Origin of the sequence: Hyphomicrobium sp. 1Nfss2.1 (assembly GCF_965243865.1) — a bacterium.
Classification (GTDB): domain Bacteria; phylum Pseudomonadota; class Alphaproteobacteria; order Rhizobiales; family Hyphomicrobiaceae; genus Hyphomicrobium_A.
Genome location: NZ_OZ251603.1, coordinates 1522296 through 1535902, shown reverse-complemented (window position 1 = coordinate 1535902; position 13607 = coordinate 1522296). Strand labels below are relative to the sequence as shown.

General features: G+C 63.5%; 12 protein-coding genes and 1 tRNA gene. 9 read left to right on the top strand and 4 right to left on the bottom strand.

The genetic code is table 11. From position 1 onward, the window contains the following. Positions 1–12: 12 nt before the first annotated feature. Entirely contained in the window at positions 13–888 is an 876-nt protein-coding gene (locus ACP15D_RS07645; RefSeq protein ID WP_424956936.1) for a chitosanase, read from the bottom strand. 315 nt (positions 889–1203) lie between these two features. Here ACP15D_RS07645 and ACP15D_RS07640 point away from each other — a divergent pair, with 315 nt between their 5' ends. The 5 genes from ACP15D_RS07640 to ACP15D_RS07620 all read left to right on the top strand — a co-directional run bounded on the left by ACP15D_RS07640 (position 1204) and on the right by ACP15D_RS07620 (position 5749). Next, positions 1204–2646: a sensor histidine kinase gene (locus tag ACP15D_RS07640; RefSeq protein ID WP_424956935.1), complete on the top strand. Its 1443-nt coding sequence runs from the start codon at positions 1204–1206 to the stop codon at positions 2644–2646. Then, positions 2643–3272 (top strand): response regulator transcription factor, encoded by a 630-nt coding sequence (locus tag ACP15D_RS07635; RefSeq protein WP_424956934.1) that lies wholly within the window; start codon positions 2643–2645, stop codon positions 3270–3272. Before ACP15D_RS07640 ends, ACP15D_RS07635 begins: the two co-directional genes overlap by 4 nt. 133 nt (positions 3273–3405) lie before the next feature. Continuing rightward, the gene (locus ACP15D_RS07630; protein ID WP_424956933.1) at positions 3406–3789 is read left to right on the top strand and encodes a response regulator transcription factor; all 384 of its coding nucleotides are present in this window, start codon (positions 3406–3408) and stop codon (positions 3787–3789) included. Positions 3790–3855: 66 nt separating this feature from the next. Continuing rightward, positions 3856–4809 carry a LysR substrate-binding domain-containing protein gene (locus ACP15D_RS07625; protein ID WP_424956932.1) on the top strand — a complete coding sequence of 318 codons (954 nt, stop codon included), beginning with the start codon at positions 3856–3858 and terminating at the stop codon, positions 4807–4809. 253 nt (positions 4810–5062) lie between these two features. Further along, the gene (locus ACP15D_RS07620; RefSeq protein WP_424956931.1) at positions 5063–5749 is read left to right on the top strand and encodes a MarC family protein; all 687 of its coding nucleotides are present in this window, start codon (positions 5063–5065) and stop codon (positions 5747–5749) included. Between the two features lie 19 nt (positions 5750–5768). Here ACP15D_RS07620 and ACP15D_RS07615 read toward each other — a convergent pair. Together ACP15D_RS07615 and mscL are read right to left on the bottom strand one after the other, a co-directional pair. Further along, positions 5769–5843, bottom strand: a tRNA-Gly gene (locus ACP15D_RS07615). A gap of 116 nt (positions 5844–5959) precedes the next feature. Continuing rightward, the gene (mscL, locus tag ACP15D_RS07610) at positions 5960–6337 is read right to left on the bottom strand and encodes a large conductance mechanosensitive channel protein MscL (RefSeq protein WP_424959190.1); all 378 of its coding nucleotides are present in this window, start codon (positions 6335–6337) and stop codon (positions 5960–5962) included. Positions 6338–6539: 202 nt separating this feature from the next. On the opposite strand from mscL, the gene ACP15D_RS07605 reads away from it, so the two are divergent. The 3 genes from ACP15D_RS07605 to pip are packed head-to-tail and all read left to right on the top strand — an operon-like array spanning position 6540 to position 9647. Next, on the top strand, positions 6540–6800 hold the full coding sequence (locus ACP15D_RS07605; RefSeq protein ID WP_072372652.1) for a DUF4212 domain-containing protein: 261 nt from the start codon (positions 6540–6542) through the stop codon (positions 6798–6800). A gap of 23 nt (positions 6801–6823) precedes the next feature. Next, positions 6824–8659 (top strand): solute symporter family protein, encoded by a 1836-nt coding sequence (locus tag ACP15D_RS07600; protein WP_424956930.1) that lies wholly within the window; start codon positions 6824–6826, stop codon positions 8657–8659. Positions 8660–8684: 25 nt separating this feature from the next. Next, the gene (gene pip, locus ACP15D_RS07595) at positions 8685–9647 is read left to right on the top strand and encodes a prolyl aminopeptidase (RefSeq protein ID WP_424956929.1); all 963 of its coding nucleotides are present in this window, start codon (positions 8685–8687) and stop codon (positions 9645–9647) included. 131 nt (positions 9648–9778) lie between these two features. Here pip and ACP15D_RS07590 read toward each other — a convergent pair whose 3' ends face one another. Continuing rightward, positions 9779–10231, bottom strand: coding sequence for a secondary thiamine-phosphate synthase enzyme YjbQ (locus tag ACP15D_RS07590; RefSeq protein WP_424956927.1), 453 nt, complete (start codon positions 10229–10231; stop codon positions 9779–9781). A 207-nt stretch (positions 10232–10438) separates the two neighbouring features. Here ACP15D_RS07590 and ACP15D_RS07585 point away from each other — a divergent pair, with 207 nt between their 5' ends. Further along, on the top strand, positions 10439–13504 hold the full coding sequence (locus tag ACP15D_RS07585; protein ID WP_424956926.1) for a hypothetical protein: 3066 nt from the start codon (positions 10439–10441) through the stop codon (positions 13502–13504). Positions 13505–13607: the final 103 nt, after the last annotated feature.

The window sequence follows — 13607 nt, the reverse complement described above, 5'->3', positions numbered from 1 at the left end:
CATTGTCGGGTTTCAAAGGATGGTTGCTGTCACGTCGGCGTTGGCGACGGTGATCGGCGGGACGAGGTTGGGGTTGGCGTCGAGGAGGCCGAGGAGGGCGTCGACGCGACGCGCTGACTGACGCCAGACCTGGCGCGTTTCGTGGTTCGAAGCATTCTCGAGGACCGAGCGGCGCACCTTGAGGAACGCGCGAAGAAATTGCGGTTCTGAGGTGTCGCCGACGTCGCCGTATTTCTCCAGCGTGCGTTTCAGGATGCTGGGAAGCGAGTCGGGATCGGTGGCGGCGCCGTGCTGGAGTAGCGTGTCATAGAAGATGGCGATGCCGACGGGGGAAGTGACGCCAACGGCCGCAGCGGATTCGACTGCCGGGTCGAAATAGAGAAAATCGGCTTCCTTATCGCACGCTTCACCGAGCAGCGGGCTCGAGCGGATTTCGCGGCGCCAGACGTGCGGGAAATCGTCAAGCTCCTGATCGGTCCATTTTTGCGGCGGCAGCTCCGGAAGGAAGCGCTTCAGCGGCGTTGATGGGTGCTTGGCGGCGTAGCGCTCAATCACCTGTGTGACCTCGCTATTGTAGGTGCAGAAGCCGTACTGCGTGACTGTGTAGCCGCGGCCGTCGCCAAGGTCTTCGACGTAGGCATAGTCGGGTTCGGGGCGGCCGACCTCGAAGACGTTTGATATTTCCTTGATGCGGCGCGCCAAGCCGGGATCAGAAAGATGCTCGCGGTCGAGCGGCATCGGCATCGTGTCGAGGCGTGAAGGAACGGACTTATCGATGTCGTCGTGTCCGCGTCCGGAGGCGCGCGCCTTGGGCGACAAGAGCGCCAGCAACGAGGCGGCCCAACCACCACTGGCGAGGCGAAGGATATCGCGGCGGTTTTTTGACATTAGCGACGTCTCCAGAAAGAGTTCGACGCGGGTGACGAGACGAGCGGTGCAGGCAATGTAAGCGCGACAATCGGCAATTGGGAGGCAGTTCCGGGGCGGCGTTGCGTCGCCGACGCAATATCCCACAGGCCTTCGGTTGGACCGATGCTTTGGGCGAGGGTGAATATACCAAGGTGTAGCTTGGCGCTGAACCTATTGCCGTCGACCCTAAGCGGGCGGAAAGATTCTATTTTTATTGGTAGGCTGCAACGGCGTGGCAAGGCTCGTCAGGCAGACTTGGGCGGGTTTCCTTTGCGGCAAACGAGACATTCCCCGGTGCGTCCATTTTCGGCTGTAGCGACTGCAGATCATCCTTTTCTCGCGGCGGGTGCTGCGCTGCTGCTTTCGGCTACGATCTTCGTCGTTGATGCCTTCACTCCACTGGGTATGGCCGTGGCGGTGCTTTACGTCCTGGTGGTGCTGATCGCGACCAAGTTCTGCGACCGTCAGAAGTTGATCGCCGTGGCAGTGGGATGCGGACTGTTAACGCTGTTGGCCTTCGCCGTTTCGCATGGAACAGATTTCGAAAGCACCGCTTTCGCCCGGTGTCTGATCAGCCTTGCGGCGATTGGCATTACGACGCTTCTTGTGTTGCAGAACAAGGCGGCCGAGCAATCGCTGCGGGAGCAGGCAAACCTTCTGGACGTGACGCATGACGCAATCATCGTGCGCGACCGGGACGATATCATCCGGTATTGGAACAGTGGCGCCGCGCAGCTCTATGGCTGGACGGCGGAGGAAGCGCACGGGCGGCGGTCGCACGAGCTTCTGAAGGTGGTATTTCCGTTGCCGCTCGCAAGCATCAAAGACGTTCTCGATGCGACAGGCAAATGGGAAGGCGAGGTCACGCACTCCAAGCGGGATGGTTCGACGGTCGTGGTGGCGAGCCGGTGGTCGCTGCAGCGCGATGCGCGCGGTGAGGCAATGGTGGTTCTGGAAACGAACAACGACGTGAGCCAGCAGCGCCGGGCGGAGGATGGTCTGCGGCAGGCGCAGGCGAACCTCGCGCATGTCAACCGCGTGAGCACACTGGGCGAGATGACGGCGTCGATCGCGCATGAAGTGAGCCAGCCGATCGCTGCCATCGTTGCGAGCTCGGGGGCTGCCTCGCGGTGGCTGGCGGCGGGCAACATGGACGAGGTAAAGCAGTCGCTTGCGCGCATCTCGCGCGACGGTCACCGAGCAAGTGATGTTATCGGCCGCATCCGGGCGATGGCGATGAAACTGCCGCCGCGGCAAGATCGCGTGCATATCAATGAGGCCATCCGCGAGGTGCTGATGCTGGCGCGCGGAGAGGCGGACCGAGCGGGGGCGGATGTTCGTTTGGATCTTGCTCCCAATCTGCCGGCGGTGGCCGCCGACCGGGTGCAGATACAGCAGGTTTTGCTCAATCTGGTGGTGAACGCATTCGAGGCGATGTCCGCGGGTGATCGGACCCCGCGCGAGCTCGTCGTCAGCTCGCGTAGCAACGGCGATGGGCTCGTGGAGGTCAGCGTACGCGATAATGGGCCGGGGTTCACCGACGAGCAGTTGGAGCGGGTGTTCGATGCCTTCTACACGACCAAGTCGAACGGCATAGGAATGGGGCTTGCGATATGCAAGTCGATTATCGAGGCGCACGAGGGAAGGCTATGGGCGGAGAAAAATGTTCCGCGTGGAGCGGTCTTTCAGTTTACGCTGCCGAGCATCGACGCAAACTCTGCCGGGCGCACACAATGAGTGAGGAACAAGCCGTCGTTTATGTCATCGACGATGATGAATCGATCCGGGAGGCGCTGCGCAGTTTGCTCGCCACGGTCGGACTCGACGTCAGGACTTTTGCGACGACGCGCGAGTTTCTGGAAGTTAAGCGGCCCGATGCTGCAAGCTGCCTGGTGCTGGACGTGCGGCTGCCGGGTGTGAGCGGGCTCGACTTCCAAGGGGAGCTGACGCGCTCCGGGATCGCGTTCCCGATCATTTTCATCAGCGGTCACGGCGATATCCCGATGACGGTGCGCGCGATAAAGGCGGGTGCCATCGAATTCCTGACGAAGCCGTTCCGCGAACAAGAGCTGCTGGATGCGGTGCAGGCGGGCATACAGCAAGACAGGGAACGGCGCGAAAACGCGGCCGGGATGGTGGGGCTTCAGGAGCGTTTGGGCTCTCTGACAGCGCGCGAGCGTGAGGTGATGGAGCTGGTCGTGACCGGGCTGATGAACAAGCAGATCGCGGGGGAGCTCAATCTCAGCGAGATCACGGTCAAGGTTCACCGCGGCAATGTCATGCACAAGATGGGCGCCAAATCTTTGGCGGAACTCGTGCGCATGGCGGTCAAGCTGGGCCTTTCCCCGGCGCAGAAAACCTGAACTCCTATACCTAGGCATAGTCGCCTGCCGCCAAAGGCTAGTTCATCCTGCCGATTTGGTGGGAGCTGCTGCCGCACGTGCAATGTCGTCCTGTTGCCCTCACCTCTAACGTCAACACAAATTCGGGGCCGACATGGACGACTGCCCAATGATCTCGATCGTAGACGATGATGAATCCGTGCGGGACGCAACCGCCAATCTGATGCGGTCGGCGGGATACGCGCCAAAGGCTTTCCCGTGCGCCAGAGATTTCCTCAACTCAGAGGATGTGAAGTCGACGGACTTCCTGATAGCCGATGTACAGATGCCGGGCATGACGGGCATCGAGCTGCATGATCGGTTGGTCGATGCGGGCGTGCGCATCCCGACCATTCTGATCACCGCCTATCCCGATGCGCGGATGCGCGAGCGGGCTTTCCAGTCCGGCGTCGTCGGCTATCTGGCCAAGCCGTTCGACGAAGGTGAGCTTCTTCAATGCATCGAAACGGCCCTGCAATCGGGCGACAACCGGGAGTAGCCGATTATGAACGTTGCAGTACCGTCCCCAGAATCTTACGCCGGTCGTCGAACGGAGCCCAGTCAGATGAGCAGCCATTCATCCCGCCGCCAGGCATTACGCAAGGGAGGCGTGCGCGGTACGCAGTTCGCGCAGCTAACGGCGTTCGTTGCGGTTGCAGAGCATCGCAGCTTTACGAAAGCGGCAGAGTATCTCGGGCTGTCGACGCCTTCGCTCAGCCAAGCCATCAGGGGGTTGGAAGAGACGTTCGGGGTGCGCCTGCTCAATCGCACCACGCGCAGCGTGGCCCTGACGGAGGCGGGCGAGCAGCTTCTGCAGCATCTCAATCCGGTTCTGGAAGGCGTCGACAACGCCATCGATGCCGTCAACGCTTATCGCGATACACCGGGCGGCACCTTGCGTCTAACGGTGCACCCGCTGGCAGCCGTCACCGTGCTCGCCCCGCTGGTCGCACGGTTCTCGAGCGAATATCCCTCGATCGAGCTCGAGGTGTCCGTGGACAGCGCTTGCCGCGATATCGTGGCGGAACACTTCGATGCGGGCGTACACTTGAGCAGCAATATCGCTCAGGACATGATCGCTGTGCCCATCGGCGGCAACTTCCGCATCGTCACTGTGGCATCGCCGGAGTACCTGTCGCGTAGTGCAGGGCTTGTTAGTCCATCGGATCTAGGCTTGCACAATTGCGTGCGTTATCGCTGGGACAAGGCGGTTGCCAATACCTGGCGCTACATGAAGGATGGCGCGCGGGTCGACGTTGCCGTCGAAGGGACGCTAGCGGTCAACGATCACGAACTGGCACTGCGCTCGGCCCTCGACGGTGTCGGCGTCGTGCAGCTTCCCGAGGCTTCAGTTGCGAGGCTCATTGCCGAGGGGCGGCTGGTGCCGCTGCTGGCCGAGTGGTCTGCGAACTGGGGCAGCTTCTTCCTTTTCTATCCGAGCCGGCGGCATGTGCCGATGAAGATGCGGTCGCTGGTCGACTTCCTGCGCCGGGAGGCCAAGGCCACCCGCGGGAAGTAGAGCCGTCTTAGCGCCCAGCGTTGTCAGCGCTGCGCGCGGGCGGCCTCGAGATAGTCGAGGACCGTAGAAAAGGGCGTGAGCTCTAGAAGTTCCAGGTCCGCTGCGCTTCTGCCGGGCCTGGCCGGTGGTGCCTCTGGTTAGGGAAGGCAGAGCTGCCCGACGCATGATATAGCGGCTTCCAGCGCCATGTCGGAGGTGCGGTCTCGCTCGAGCCGCAACCTTCCGATGCGACGAGGAGCCGAGGGAAATCGCGATGTTCTTGCTGGGGGGCGTGGCAGGTAGCTTTCTCGTGGCGCTGCCGGCACTTTTTTCAATCGTCAATCCGCTCGGCGGGGCGTTGATCTTTCACGAGGTTACGGTCGGTCGCGGCTATGCCGAGCGGGTGCGTCTTGCCTGGCGGGTGGCCTTTTATTCCGCCATCGTGTTGCTGGCAGCGCTGTGGGTCGGCGCGTCGATCATGAGCTTTTTCGGCGTCAGCATCGAGGCCCTGCGCATCGCCGGCGGGATGGTGGTGGTCGCGGCCGGCTGGGAGATGCTCTACAACTCGCAGGTGAGCGAGGATCGCAAGCAGCAGCAGGCGGCACCGGCTGCGGAACGCGCGGATGCTGCATTCTTTCCGCTGACGATGCCGTTCACGACCGGACCCGGCTCCATTTCCGTCGCCATCGCGCTCAGCGCCAACCGCCCGACGACGACGACCGAGCTAGTGCCGTTCTTCGCCGGTCTGTCAGGTGCCGCCATCGTCATCGCCCTCACCGTCGGTGTCTGCTACGCCTCGGCTGACCGCGTCGTCGCCCTGCTCGGCCCGGCGAGGGCCCGCGTGTTGACGCGCCTTGCTGCGTTTCTGCTGCTGTGCATCGGTGTGCAGATATTTCTGACCGGGGCGCAGAGCGCGATCGCGACAGCCCTTTCGACGGCGCCGTTCGTGCGCGTACCCTGACGGGTCTTGGATTGTGGGATGGAGCGGGCGATCGGGATCGAACCGACGACATTCAGCTTGGGAAGCTGACGTTCTACCACTGAACTACGCCCGCGCGAGGAGCCTCATACCATGCCCCGTACGGGGCCGCAAAACGTCCTGGCGGGGTTGTCCCCGCTGGAGGTTCTCGGACCCGGCCGAGGGGAGGAGGCAATCCCCGGTACGCCCCTGTCAGGCTTTGCCTTTGACGAGAGCGTCACGGATTTCCTTGAGGTAAATCTCCGACGGGGTCGGGGGCGGCGGGGCCGCGCCGGCGGCCGGCTTGCGGGCGATGTTGATCCCCTTGATCAGGAAGAACAGGGCGATGGCGGTGATCAGGAACTGAATGATCGCGTTGAGGAACAGGCCATACTTGATCTCGACCCCCTCGATGGGCGTTACGGCCAGGGAGGAGAAGTCGATCCCGGCAGTAATGTAACCGAGGATCGGCATCATAATGTTGGCAACTAGAGTAGAGACGATGGGCGTGAAGGCGGCGCCGATAATAACGCCGATGGCAAGGTCGATGACGTTGCCTTTCATCGCGAAATTCTTGAATTCTTCCCACATTGCTTTCATGGCTGCTCCCTCTGTTTGGCCGCGGGGCGCACCCGTCCCCCAAGTTAGTCTAGGTGAAGAAACGGCGGCGCAAAATGCCCCTTCAGGGCTAGTCCAGAGGCATTGCGCCATATATGCGTCTCAGTATTGGCGTGTAGGTGATGGCTGCTCCGGGGGACGCCCCGGTCAAGGCAGGGCGAGGGAGCGAGCTGACATGATGGAGCGCAAGGAGCGCAAGCCGTACTGGCGGCATACCAAGTGGCAGCTGCTTGCCAGCGTGGTGCCGTTTCTGGTGCTCATCATCGTGATGCCGCTCTACGCGGAAAGCCTCAATGGGGAACGCTTCTTGGGATTCCCACTAGGCTACTTCCTCAGCGCGCACGGTATCGTGGTGGCGGCGATCTTCACGGTGGCGAGTTTCGTCAACCGCCAGGATGCCATCGATCATTGGCACGGCGCGCACGAGGATTCGTGAGCGTCAGCACGGATCGATAGCCAATGTCCGTCACCTCGCGCACCCGCTTCGTCAATCCGCGGCTCGGCACCTATTTCGGCATCTTCGTCAGCTCGCTGTTGGGGCTCTTGATGCTGCTCCTCATTTTCGAGGAGCTTGGCACGGCCGAACCATTGCTGCGCTGGGCGATGCTGCTGGGTCCGATCATTCTCTATGCGGCCATCGGGCTCAGCGCGCCGACGCGTGAGCCGATCGAATTCTTTGCGGCCGGGCGCCGGGTTCCCGCCGGCTACACGGGGCTCGGCATCGGTGTTGCCGCTATGGGTGCGACGGGCATCGTCGCCATCACGGGCGTGTTCTTCCTCATCGGCTATGACGCGCTATGCCTGATGATCGGTGGACTTGCCGGCTTCGTCATCATGACGGTGATGCTAGCTCCGTTCTTCCGCAAGTTCGGATCGTTCACGGTGCCGAGCTATCTCGGGCGCAGGTTCGAGAGCCGGCCGGTGCGCCTTCTCGCAGCCGGGCTCATGGCGGTGCCGGCGCTACTGATGCTCGCCGCGGAACTGCGCGTGGGAGCGGCCGCAGGTGGCTGGCTCACCGGAGAGGGCCAGGGCGTGGTCATTCTGCTGATGGTCGCGACATTCGTGGTGACGGCGGTGCTCGGGGGCATGCGCTCGCTGACATGGGCGGGAAGCGCGGAGGCCATCGCCGCGGTGCTGGCGCTGCTGGTGCCGGTCACCATCGTCGCGGTCATGGTCACCAACTTTCCCCTGCCGCAGCTGACCAACGGGCCACTGCTGCGCGCGTTGATGCACAGCGAGGCCGCGCAAGGCCTGCCGATCATCGATGCGCCGGCACTGCAGTTTGCGTTGCCCGGTGAAGGCATGGCGCACATAGCCAAGAGATTTACGGCGCCGTTCGGTGCTATCGGTCCGATGGCGTTTGTCGTCACCATCCTGACGGTGCTGACCGGCGTCGCCGCCTCGCCGTGGCTGATCCCGCGCGTGACGATGACGCCCGGCGTTTACGAGACGCGCAAATCGCTGGGCTGGGCGACGGTCTACTTCGGGCTCATCATGCTGACGTGCGCGGCGGTCGCGGTCTACATGCGCGATTTCGTGATGGACATCGTCAAGGCCGGTGTTCCGTCATCGCTGCCGGAATGGATGCAGCGGCTGGTCGACCTCGGCTTCGTCGCCATCGATAGCGCGGCTCCGCTCAACTACTTGAGCTTCGCGTTCGATCGCGACAGCGTGCTGCTCAGTCTTCCCGTCGCCGCTGGCCTGCCTGCGGTGTTTCTCTATTTCGCGGCGGCGGGGATTGTCGCCGCGGCGCTTGTCGGCGTCAGCGCAACTGCGAGCGCGATCGGCAACGTGATCGCCGAGGATGTCGTGAACGGCTTTTCCTGGGAGCCGTTGCCGCGCGACGGCAGGCTTCACGTGGCGCGTATTGCGATGGCCGGCATTGCGGTTGCGGGCGGTGCGGTGGCGCTGGTGGCGCCGACCGACCCGCTGCGGCTGCTGCTGTGGTCGCTGGCGCTGGCGGGATCGACGTTCTTCCCGGTTCTGGTGCTTTCCATCTGGTGGAAGCGGATGAACGACTTCGGGGCGATTGCCGGCATGGCAAGCGGATTTGCCGTGGCTGTGCTGACCATATTGGCCGGCGAGGCAAATATTCTGGGTATCGATGGTGCGCTGGCGAGTATCCTCGGGCTTCCCGCAGGCACCCTTGGTGCGGTATTGGCGAGCATCGCCACACCGCAGCCGAGCCGGAGCGTGCTCGAGCTGGTGCGGGAGATCCGCATTCCGGGCGGCGAAGTGATCTACGACCGCGAGATGCGTCTGCTGCGGCTGAAGAGCCGCGAGCGCAGTTCGTGAGGCGAACCTATTTGGAGCCCGCCGCATGACGGTGCACGAACGACTTGCCCTCTATCCACCGATCGAACCCTTCCGTAGCGGGATGCTGGATGTCGGCGATGGGCACACGATCTATTACGAGGAGTGCGGCAACCCGAACGGGCAGCCGGCCGTGCTGGTGCACGGCGGACCGGGGGGCGGATTGAATCCGACGATGCGTCGTTTCCACGACCCGAGCCACTACCGGATCATCCTGTTCGATCAGCGCGGCTGTGGGCGCTCGACGCCGAACGCGTCGCTCGAGGCGAATACAACCTGGCATCTCGTTGCCGATATGGAACTGCTGCGGCAGAAGCTCGGAATCGAGCGCTGGCAGATTTTCGGCGGCTCCTGGGGCTCGACGCTGGCCCTCGCTTACGCGGAGACGCATCCGGAGCGTGTCACCAGCTTGATACTGCGCGGCATCTTCCTGGTGCGCTGGGCGGAGCTCGAGTGGTTCTATCAGGAAGGCTGCAGCTGGATTTACCCGGACGCCTTCTCGGCATTTCAGGCGCCTATCCCGCCCGAGGAACGCGGGGATATGATCGCTGCCTATTACCGGAGGCTGACGGATCCTTCGCCGCAGGTTCGACTGACGGCGGCGAAGGCATGGAGCATATGGGAAGGATCGACCCTCTCGCTGCTGCAGGACCCTGAGCGCATCCGCCAGTTCGGCGCGGATGCCTATGCAATCGCGTTCGCACGCATCGAGTGCCATTACTTCGTCAATGGCGGGTTCTTCGAACGGGATGACCAACTCATCGCCAATGCCGGACGGCTGGCCGGCATTCCCGGCACGATCGTGCACGGCCGCTATGACGTGGTGACACCGCTCAAGAATGCGTGGGACCTGAAGCAAGCATGGCCCGAGGCCGACCTGCGCATCGTCGTCGACGCAGGACATGCCATGAGCGAGCCCGGCATTGCGCACGAGCTGGTATCGGCAACGCGGAAGCATAGGATTTCTTGAGCGACACAAGCGGCGGCAGCTTTGTGTGCGGTTGCGGCGCGCGAGCTGATGGCCGCGCCTAAGGCGCGGGGCCCCTTGGGCCCTTGCCGCCTTCGGCGGCCAAGAGAGGCGTTGTGCCCGCTGTAGCGGGCTCAGCCGGTCATCGTGCCGATGAAGTGCAGGGCGATCTCGCGGTGGTGTGGGCGGTCGCGATGCTCGACGAGATAGATGCCCTGCCAGGTGCCCAGTAGCATCCGCCCGTCCTTGACCGGGATGGACAGCGATGTCTGCGTCAGGGCGGATTTAATATGCGCGGGCATATCGTCCGGCCCTTCGACCTCGTGCGCATATGGCTGGTTGCGCGGTGCCAGCCGGTCGAGTGCATCGAGCATGTCGACCTGCACGTCGGGGTCGGCGTTCTCCTGAATCAGCAGCGATGCCGAGGTGTGGCGGACCATAAGGGTCAGTAGCCCGTCCGTCGCCCCGATGAGGGCAAGCCAAGTGCCGACCGCGGCGGTCTGATCGAGCAGGTCAGGACCTTCGGTTTCGACGCTCAGTGATTCGAACGCTTGAGAAATCTGCTTTTGGACCGGGATGCTGGTCATCGCTGACTTTGCCTCCAAGACGGAAAAATGGGGTGGTTTGCAGCTAATTGCAGCCCTGCGTGCAATTTTTACCCGCTGCTTAACCTGACGTTTACCGCGACTCGCAAAGCCTGGGGATGAGCGGAATCTCGTTCTGTGCGTCCCGATTCGGCAACAGCAGCAGCCACCCCAGGCCCACGGGGCCCCGATTAGCGCCAAGGGATTGAGATGTCGAACCAAGCTTACAACGAGATCTACGGAGCGCGCGCCGATGGCGTGCCGACGACCGGCGAGGCCTCGTCGACATCGATGCTAGACATGATGCGCGATCGCCTGGCTTCGCTGAGCGATGAGGCTCGATCGATCAGAGGGCAGGTCCCGCATGAGTTCGAGCCTGACGTCGAGCGCATTCAGCAGCAGATGCAACGTTTGGGCGAGCGGCTTTCGGACCTGAGCCGCGGGGCATTGGTTCCGTACAGCGGCGCCCAGCGGGCCGGCGAGCGGCGGTCCAAGGAAGTGCGCTTCGTTACCGAGGACGATGTGCGCGTCGGCCGGGCGCAGCCCGATCAGGTTATCGCGCTGGGTGCTCCCGCCGGACAGCGCCGCGCGGAAGCCAGATACGACAGCAATGCTTGGGACGATGCTGCTGCCAACGCGCTCGCAGAGCTCTACGAGTCGGGTGAGGCATTCGCGGTGCATGCCCGCCGTGAGGGCGCTACCGTCGCCGCAGCGAGTGTCCGCAGCACCGCACGAGCCGTCAGCAATCGCGCTTCGGATCGCCCGCAGTACGCCGCTGCGATGGGTGGCGGCATGCCCAGTCCGCAAGCTGCGCCGCGCGGCTGTGCGATGGATTCCAATTTGCTCGATCAGCGCTTCGCCGAGATCGCGGCGCGCATTGAAGAATCTCTGAGGCAGATCCGGCCCGAGGCGGCGCTTGCTTCGCTGACAAACCGGTTCGACCAGCTCGAGACGCAGATCAACACGATGATCGGCCAGATGGCGACGCGCGCCGATCTGGAAGAGCTGCGCGTGGCCGAAGCGCAGATCGAGGAGATCGCCACACAGCTCAATCAGCTTCGTCGCCAGATGGCGCGTCTCGACATGATCGATGCGCACCTTGGCACGCTTACCTCGCAGCTTTCCGATGAGCGCCTGACGCGCCTCTTCAACGAGGGTGTGCAGGTTACAGCTGACGTGGGCCGGCTGGATGCCATTGATGCGCAGCTGCGCATGATCGCGGTGCAGCTCTCCGACGAGCGCCTTTCCGGTCTGGTGAGCCGCAGCTCGGCGCACGATGTGGACTATGATGAAGTCGCCCAGTCCGCGGCTCAGCGCGTTGCGGCCAGCTTCGCGGCGAATTCCCATGAGCGCGACACGAGCGCCCGAGAGATCGGCGAAGTGCGCGGCATGCTGGAAAGCCTGATCAACGAGCGCCGTCACAACGACGAGAACAACGCCAGCATGCTGGAGACGATGCAGCAGGCGATCATTCGCGTGCTGGACCGGATCGATGGCCTGGAGCTGACGCAGCCGCAGGCCTCCACGCAGCCGCATGCTCCCGCCACCATAATGGCACAGCCGGAGCGGCCGCAGCAGCAGCCGATGGCCAGCGTAGCTCCGACGCCGCCGGCTCCTCCCGTGGCAGCGAAACCGGCTCCCGTGTCGTATGACGACGATCTCATTCCGGCTACCGCGACGGTATTTGCCGAAATGCGCGGCCTTGCGGAGGTCACCGGGGCTGAAGTGGGCGAAGCTTCCGATTTTCTCCCGCCGGAGGAAGCGGAGTCGTCACCCGCCGACATGCGAGCCTTCATGGCCGATGAGGTCAGTGAGAATACTGCACCGCCGCGCATCCCGGTTTACACCACCTCGAGTTTCAACCTTGATGAGGCCTTCTCCAGCGCACGCGATGCGGAAGCGCTGAGCTTCGGCGAGCCGCAGCCGGCGAAGCGCCCGATCGAGGTTCTGCGCCACGACTTCATCGCCGATGCACACCGCGCCAAGCTGAAAGCTGCGAGCAAGCCGGAGGTCTCTGACGACGACCTGCGCTCAGGTGAGCTTTCTGTGGGCACGCGGGAGCAGGCTGCGAAGCCGCGCCGCCGCTCGATCTTCTCCTTTCGCTCGCAACGGGTGGCGATGAGCCTCTTGGTGCTGCTGGCGGCGATCCCGGCGGCCATCTTCTTCATGCCGCGGACGAATGTCGATCACCTCGACGCGGTCACGCCGGCAGCCGTAACGCTCGACCCGGCTGCTGCCGGTCATGCTGCCGAAGAGCCGATGGATGCCGAACCGGTGGTTCCGGCTCAGCCGCGCCTGGTTCCGCCGCTGAACGCTCCCTCGAAGCAGACGCGCCAGGACATGCAGGCTCCGCTGCCCTCGATGGGTGACGAGCGATACGAGGATGCCAACGCGGTTGGCGCGCCGATCGATACGGCCTCGTTGCCCGATGGCATCGCTCTGCAGAACGCAGATGTAGGCCCGAGCGGTGAGCAGGTGGCTCAGTTCAACGAGCAGGCACGCATGGCGCATCTTTCGGGCCAGGTCGGCATTGCTGCCGCTCATGCAACGCCTGCGGCGCTGATGCAGGACCAGCTGCTGCGCGAGAGCGGCGTCGACACGGCCGATAGCGGTGCCATCACGCTGCCGCCGGCTACGGTCGGTCCTTATTCGCTGCGTCTTGCGGCCGCCCAGGGTGATGTTTCGGCGCAGTTCGAGGTTGCCTCGCGCCTCGCCGAGGGGAAGGGCACGGATCAGGATCTAACCGAGGCGGCGCAATGGTATCAGCGGGCCGCCTCCAAGGGTTTCCCGATGGCGCAGTTCCGGCTCGGCACTCTTTACGAGCGCGGCATGGGCGTGAAGGCCGATCCGCAGCGCGCCCAGGTCTGGTACGAGCGGGCCGCCGTTCAAGGGAATGTGAAGGCGATGCATAACCTTGCGGTTCTGCTCGCCTCGCGCAGCCCGAAGCCGGATTACAAGTCCGCGGCCCGCTGGTTCACCGCTGCTGCCGATTTCGGCCTTGGCGACAGCCAGTTCAATCTTGCCGTGCTGTACGAAAACGGCATGGGCGTCGCGAAGGACCAGCAGCAGGCCTACAAGTGGTTGGTTCTGGCTGCAAAGTCGGGCGACAAGGATGCCGCAGCACGGCGCGATAGCGTGAAGGCGAAGCTGAGCGCGGGCGATGTTGCCGCGGCCGAGACTGCGGCCAAGGACTGGCGTGCGAAGGCGATGCCCAACATGGCCAACGATGCGCGGCTTGCCGGGCAGGCATGGCGCGACGGCACCCGCCGCGGCTAATCTCAGAGACGTACTCATCAGTTTTTGCTAATGCGCCGCTGTCTCAGCGGCGCATTTCGCTTTTTTGAGGATGCGGATCTTTACTTCCACCCCATATGTTGGG

Bases quoted from the DNA above. Each gene is read 5' to 3' on its own strand.
- ACP15D_RS07645 (WP_424956936.1), bottom strand. From the start codon at position 888: ATGTCAAAAAACCGCCGCGATATCCTTCGCCTCGCCAGTGGTGGTTGG.
- ACP15D_RS07635 (WP_424956934.1), top strand. From the start codon at position 2,643: ATGAGTGAGGAACAAGCCGTCGTTTATGTCATCGACGATGATGAATCG.
- ACP15D_RS07630 (WP_424956933.1), top strand. From the start codon at position 3,406: ATGGACGACTGCCCAATGATCTCGATCGTAGACGATGATGAATCCGTG.
- ACP15D_RS07625 (WP_424956932.1), top strand. From the start codon at position 3,856: ATGAGCAGCCATTCATCCCGCCGCCAGGCATTACGCAAGGGAGGCGTG.
- ACP15D_RS07620 (WP_424956931.1), top strand. From the start codon at position 5,063: ATGTTCTTGCTGGGGGGCGTGGCAGGTAGCTTTCTCGTGGCGCTGCCG.
- mscL (WP_424959190.1), bottom strand. From the start codon at position 6,337: ATGTGGGAAGAATTCAAGAATTTCGCGATGAAAGGCAACGTCATCGAC.
- ACP15D_RS07605 (WP_072372652.1), top strand. From the start codon at position 6,540: ATGATGGAGCGCAAGGAGCGCAAGCCGTACTGGCGGCATACCAAGTGG.
- ACP15D_RS07600 (WP_424956930.1), top strand. From the start codon at position 6,824: ATGTCCGTCACCTCGCGCACCCGCTTCGTCAATCCGCGGCTCGGCACC.
- pip (WP_424956929.1), top strand. From the start codon at position 8,685: ATGACGGTGCACGAACGACTTGCCCTCTATCCACCGATCGAACCCTTC.
- ACP15D_RS07590 (WP_424956927.1), bottom strand. From the start codon at position 10,231: ATGACCAGCATCCCGGTCCAAAAGCAGATTTCTCAAGCGTTCGAATCA.
- ACP15D_RS07585 (WP_424956926.1), top strand. From the start codon at position 10,439: ATGTCGAACCAAGCTTACAACGAGATCTACGGAGCGCGCGCCGATGGC.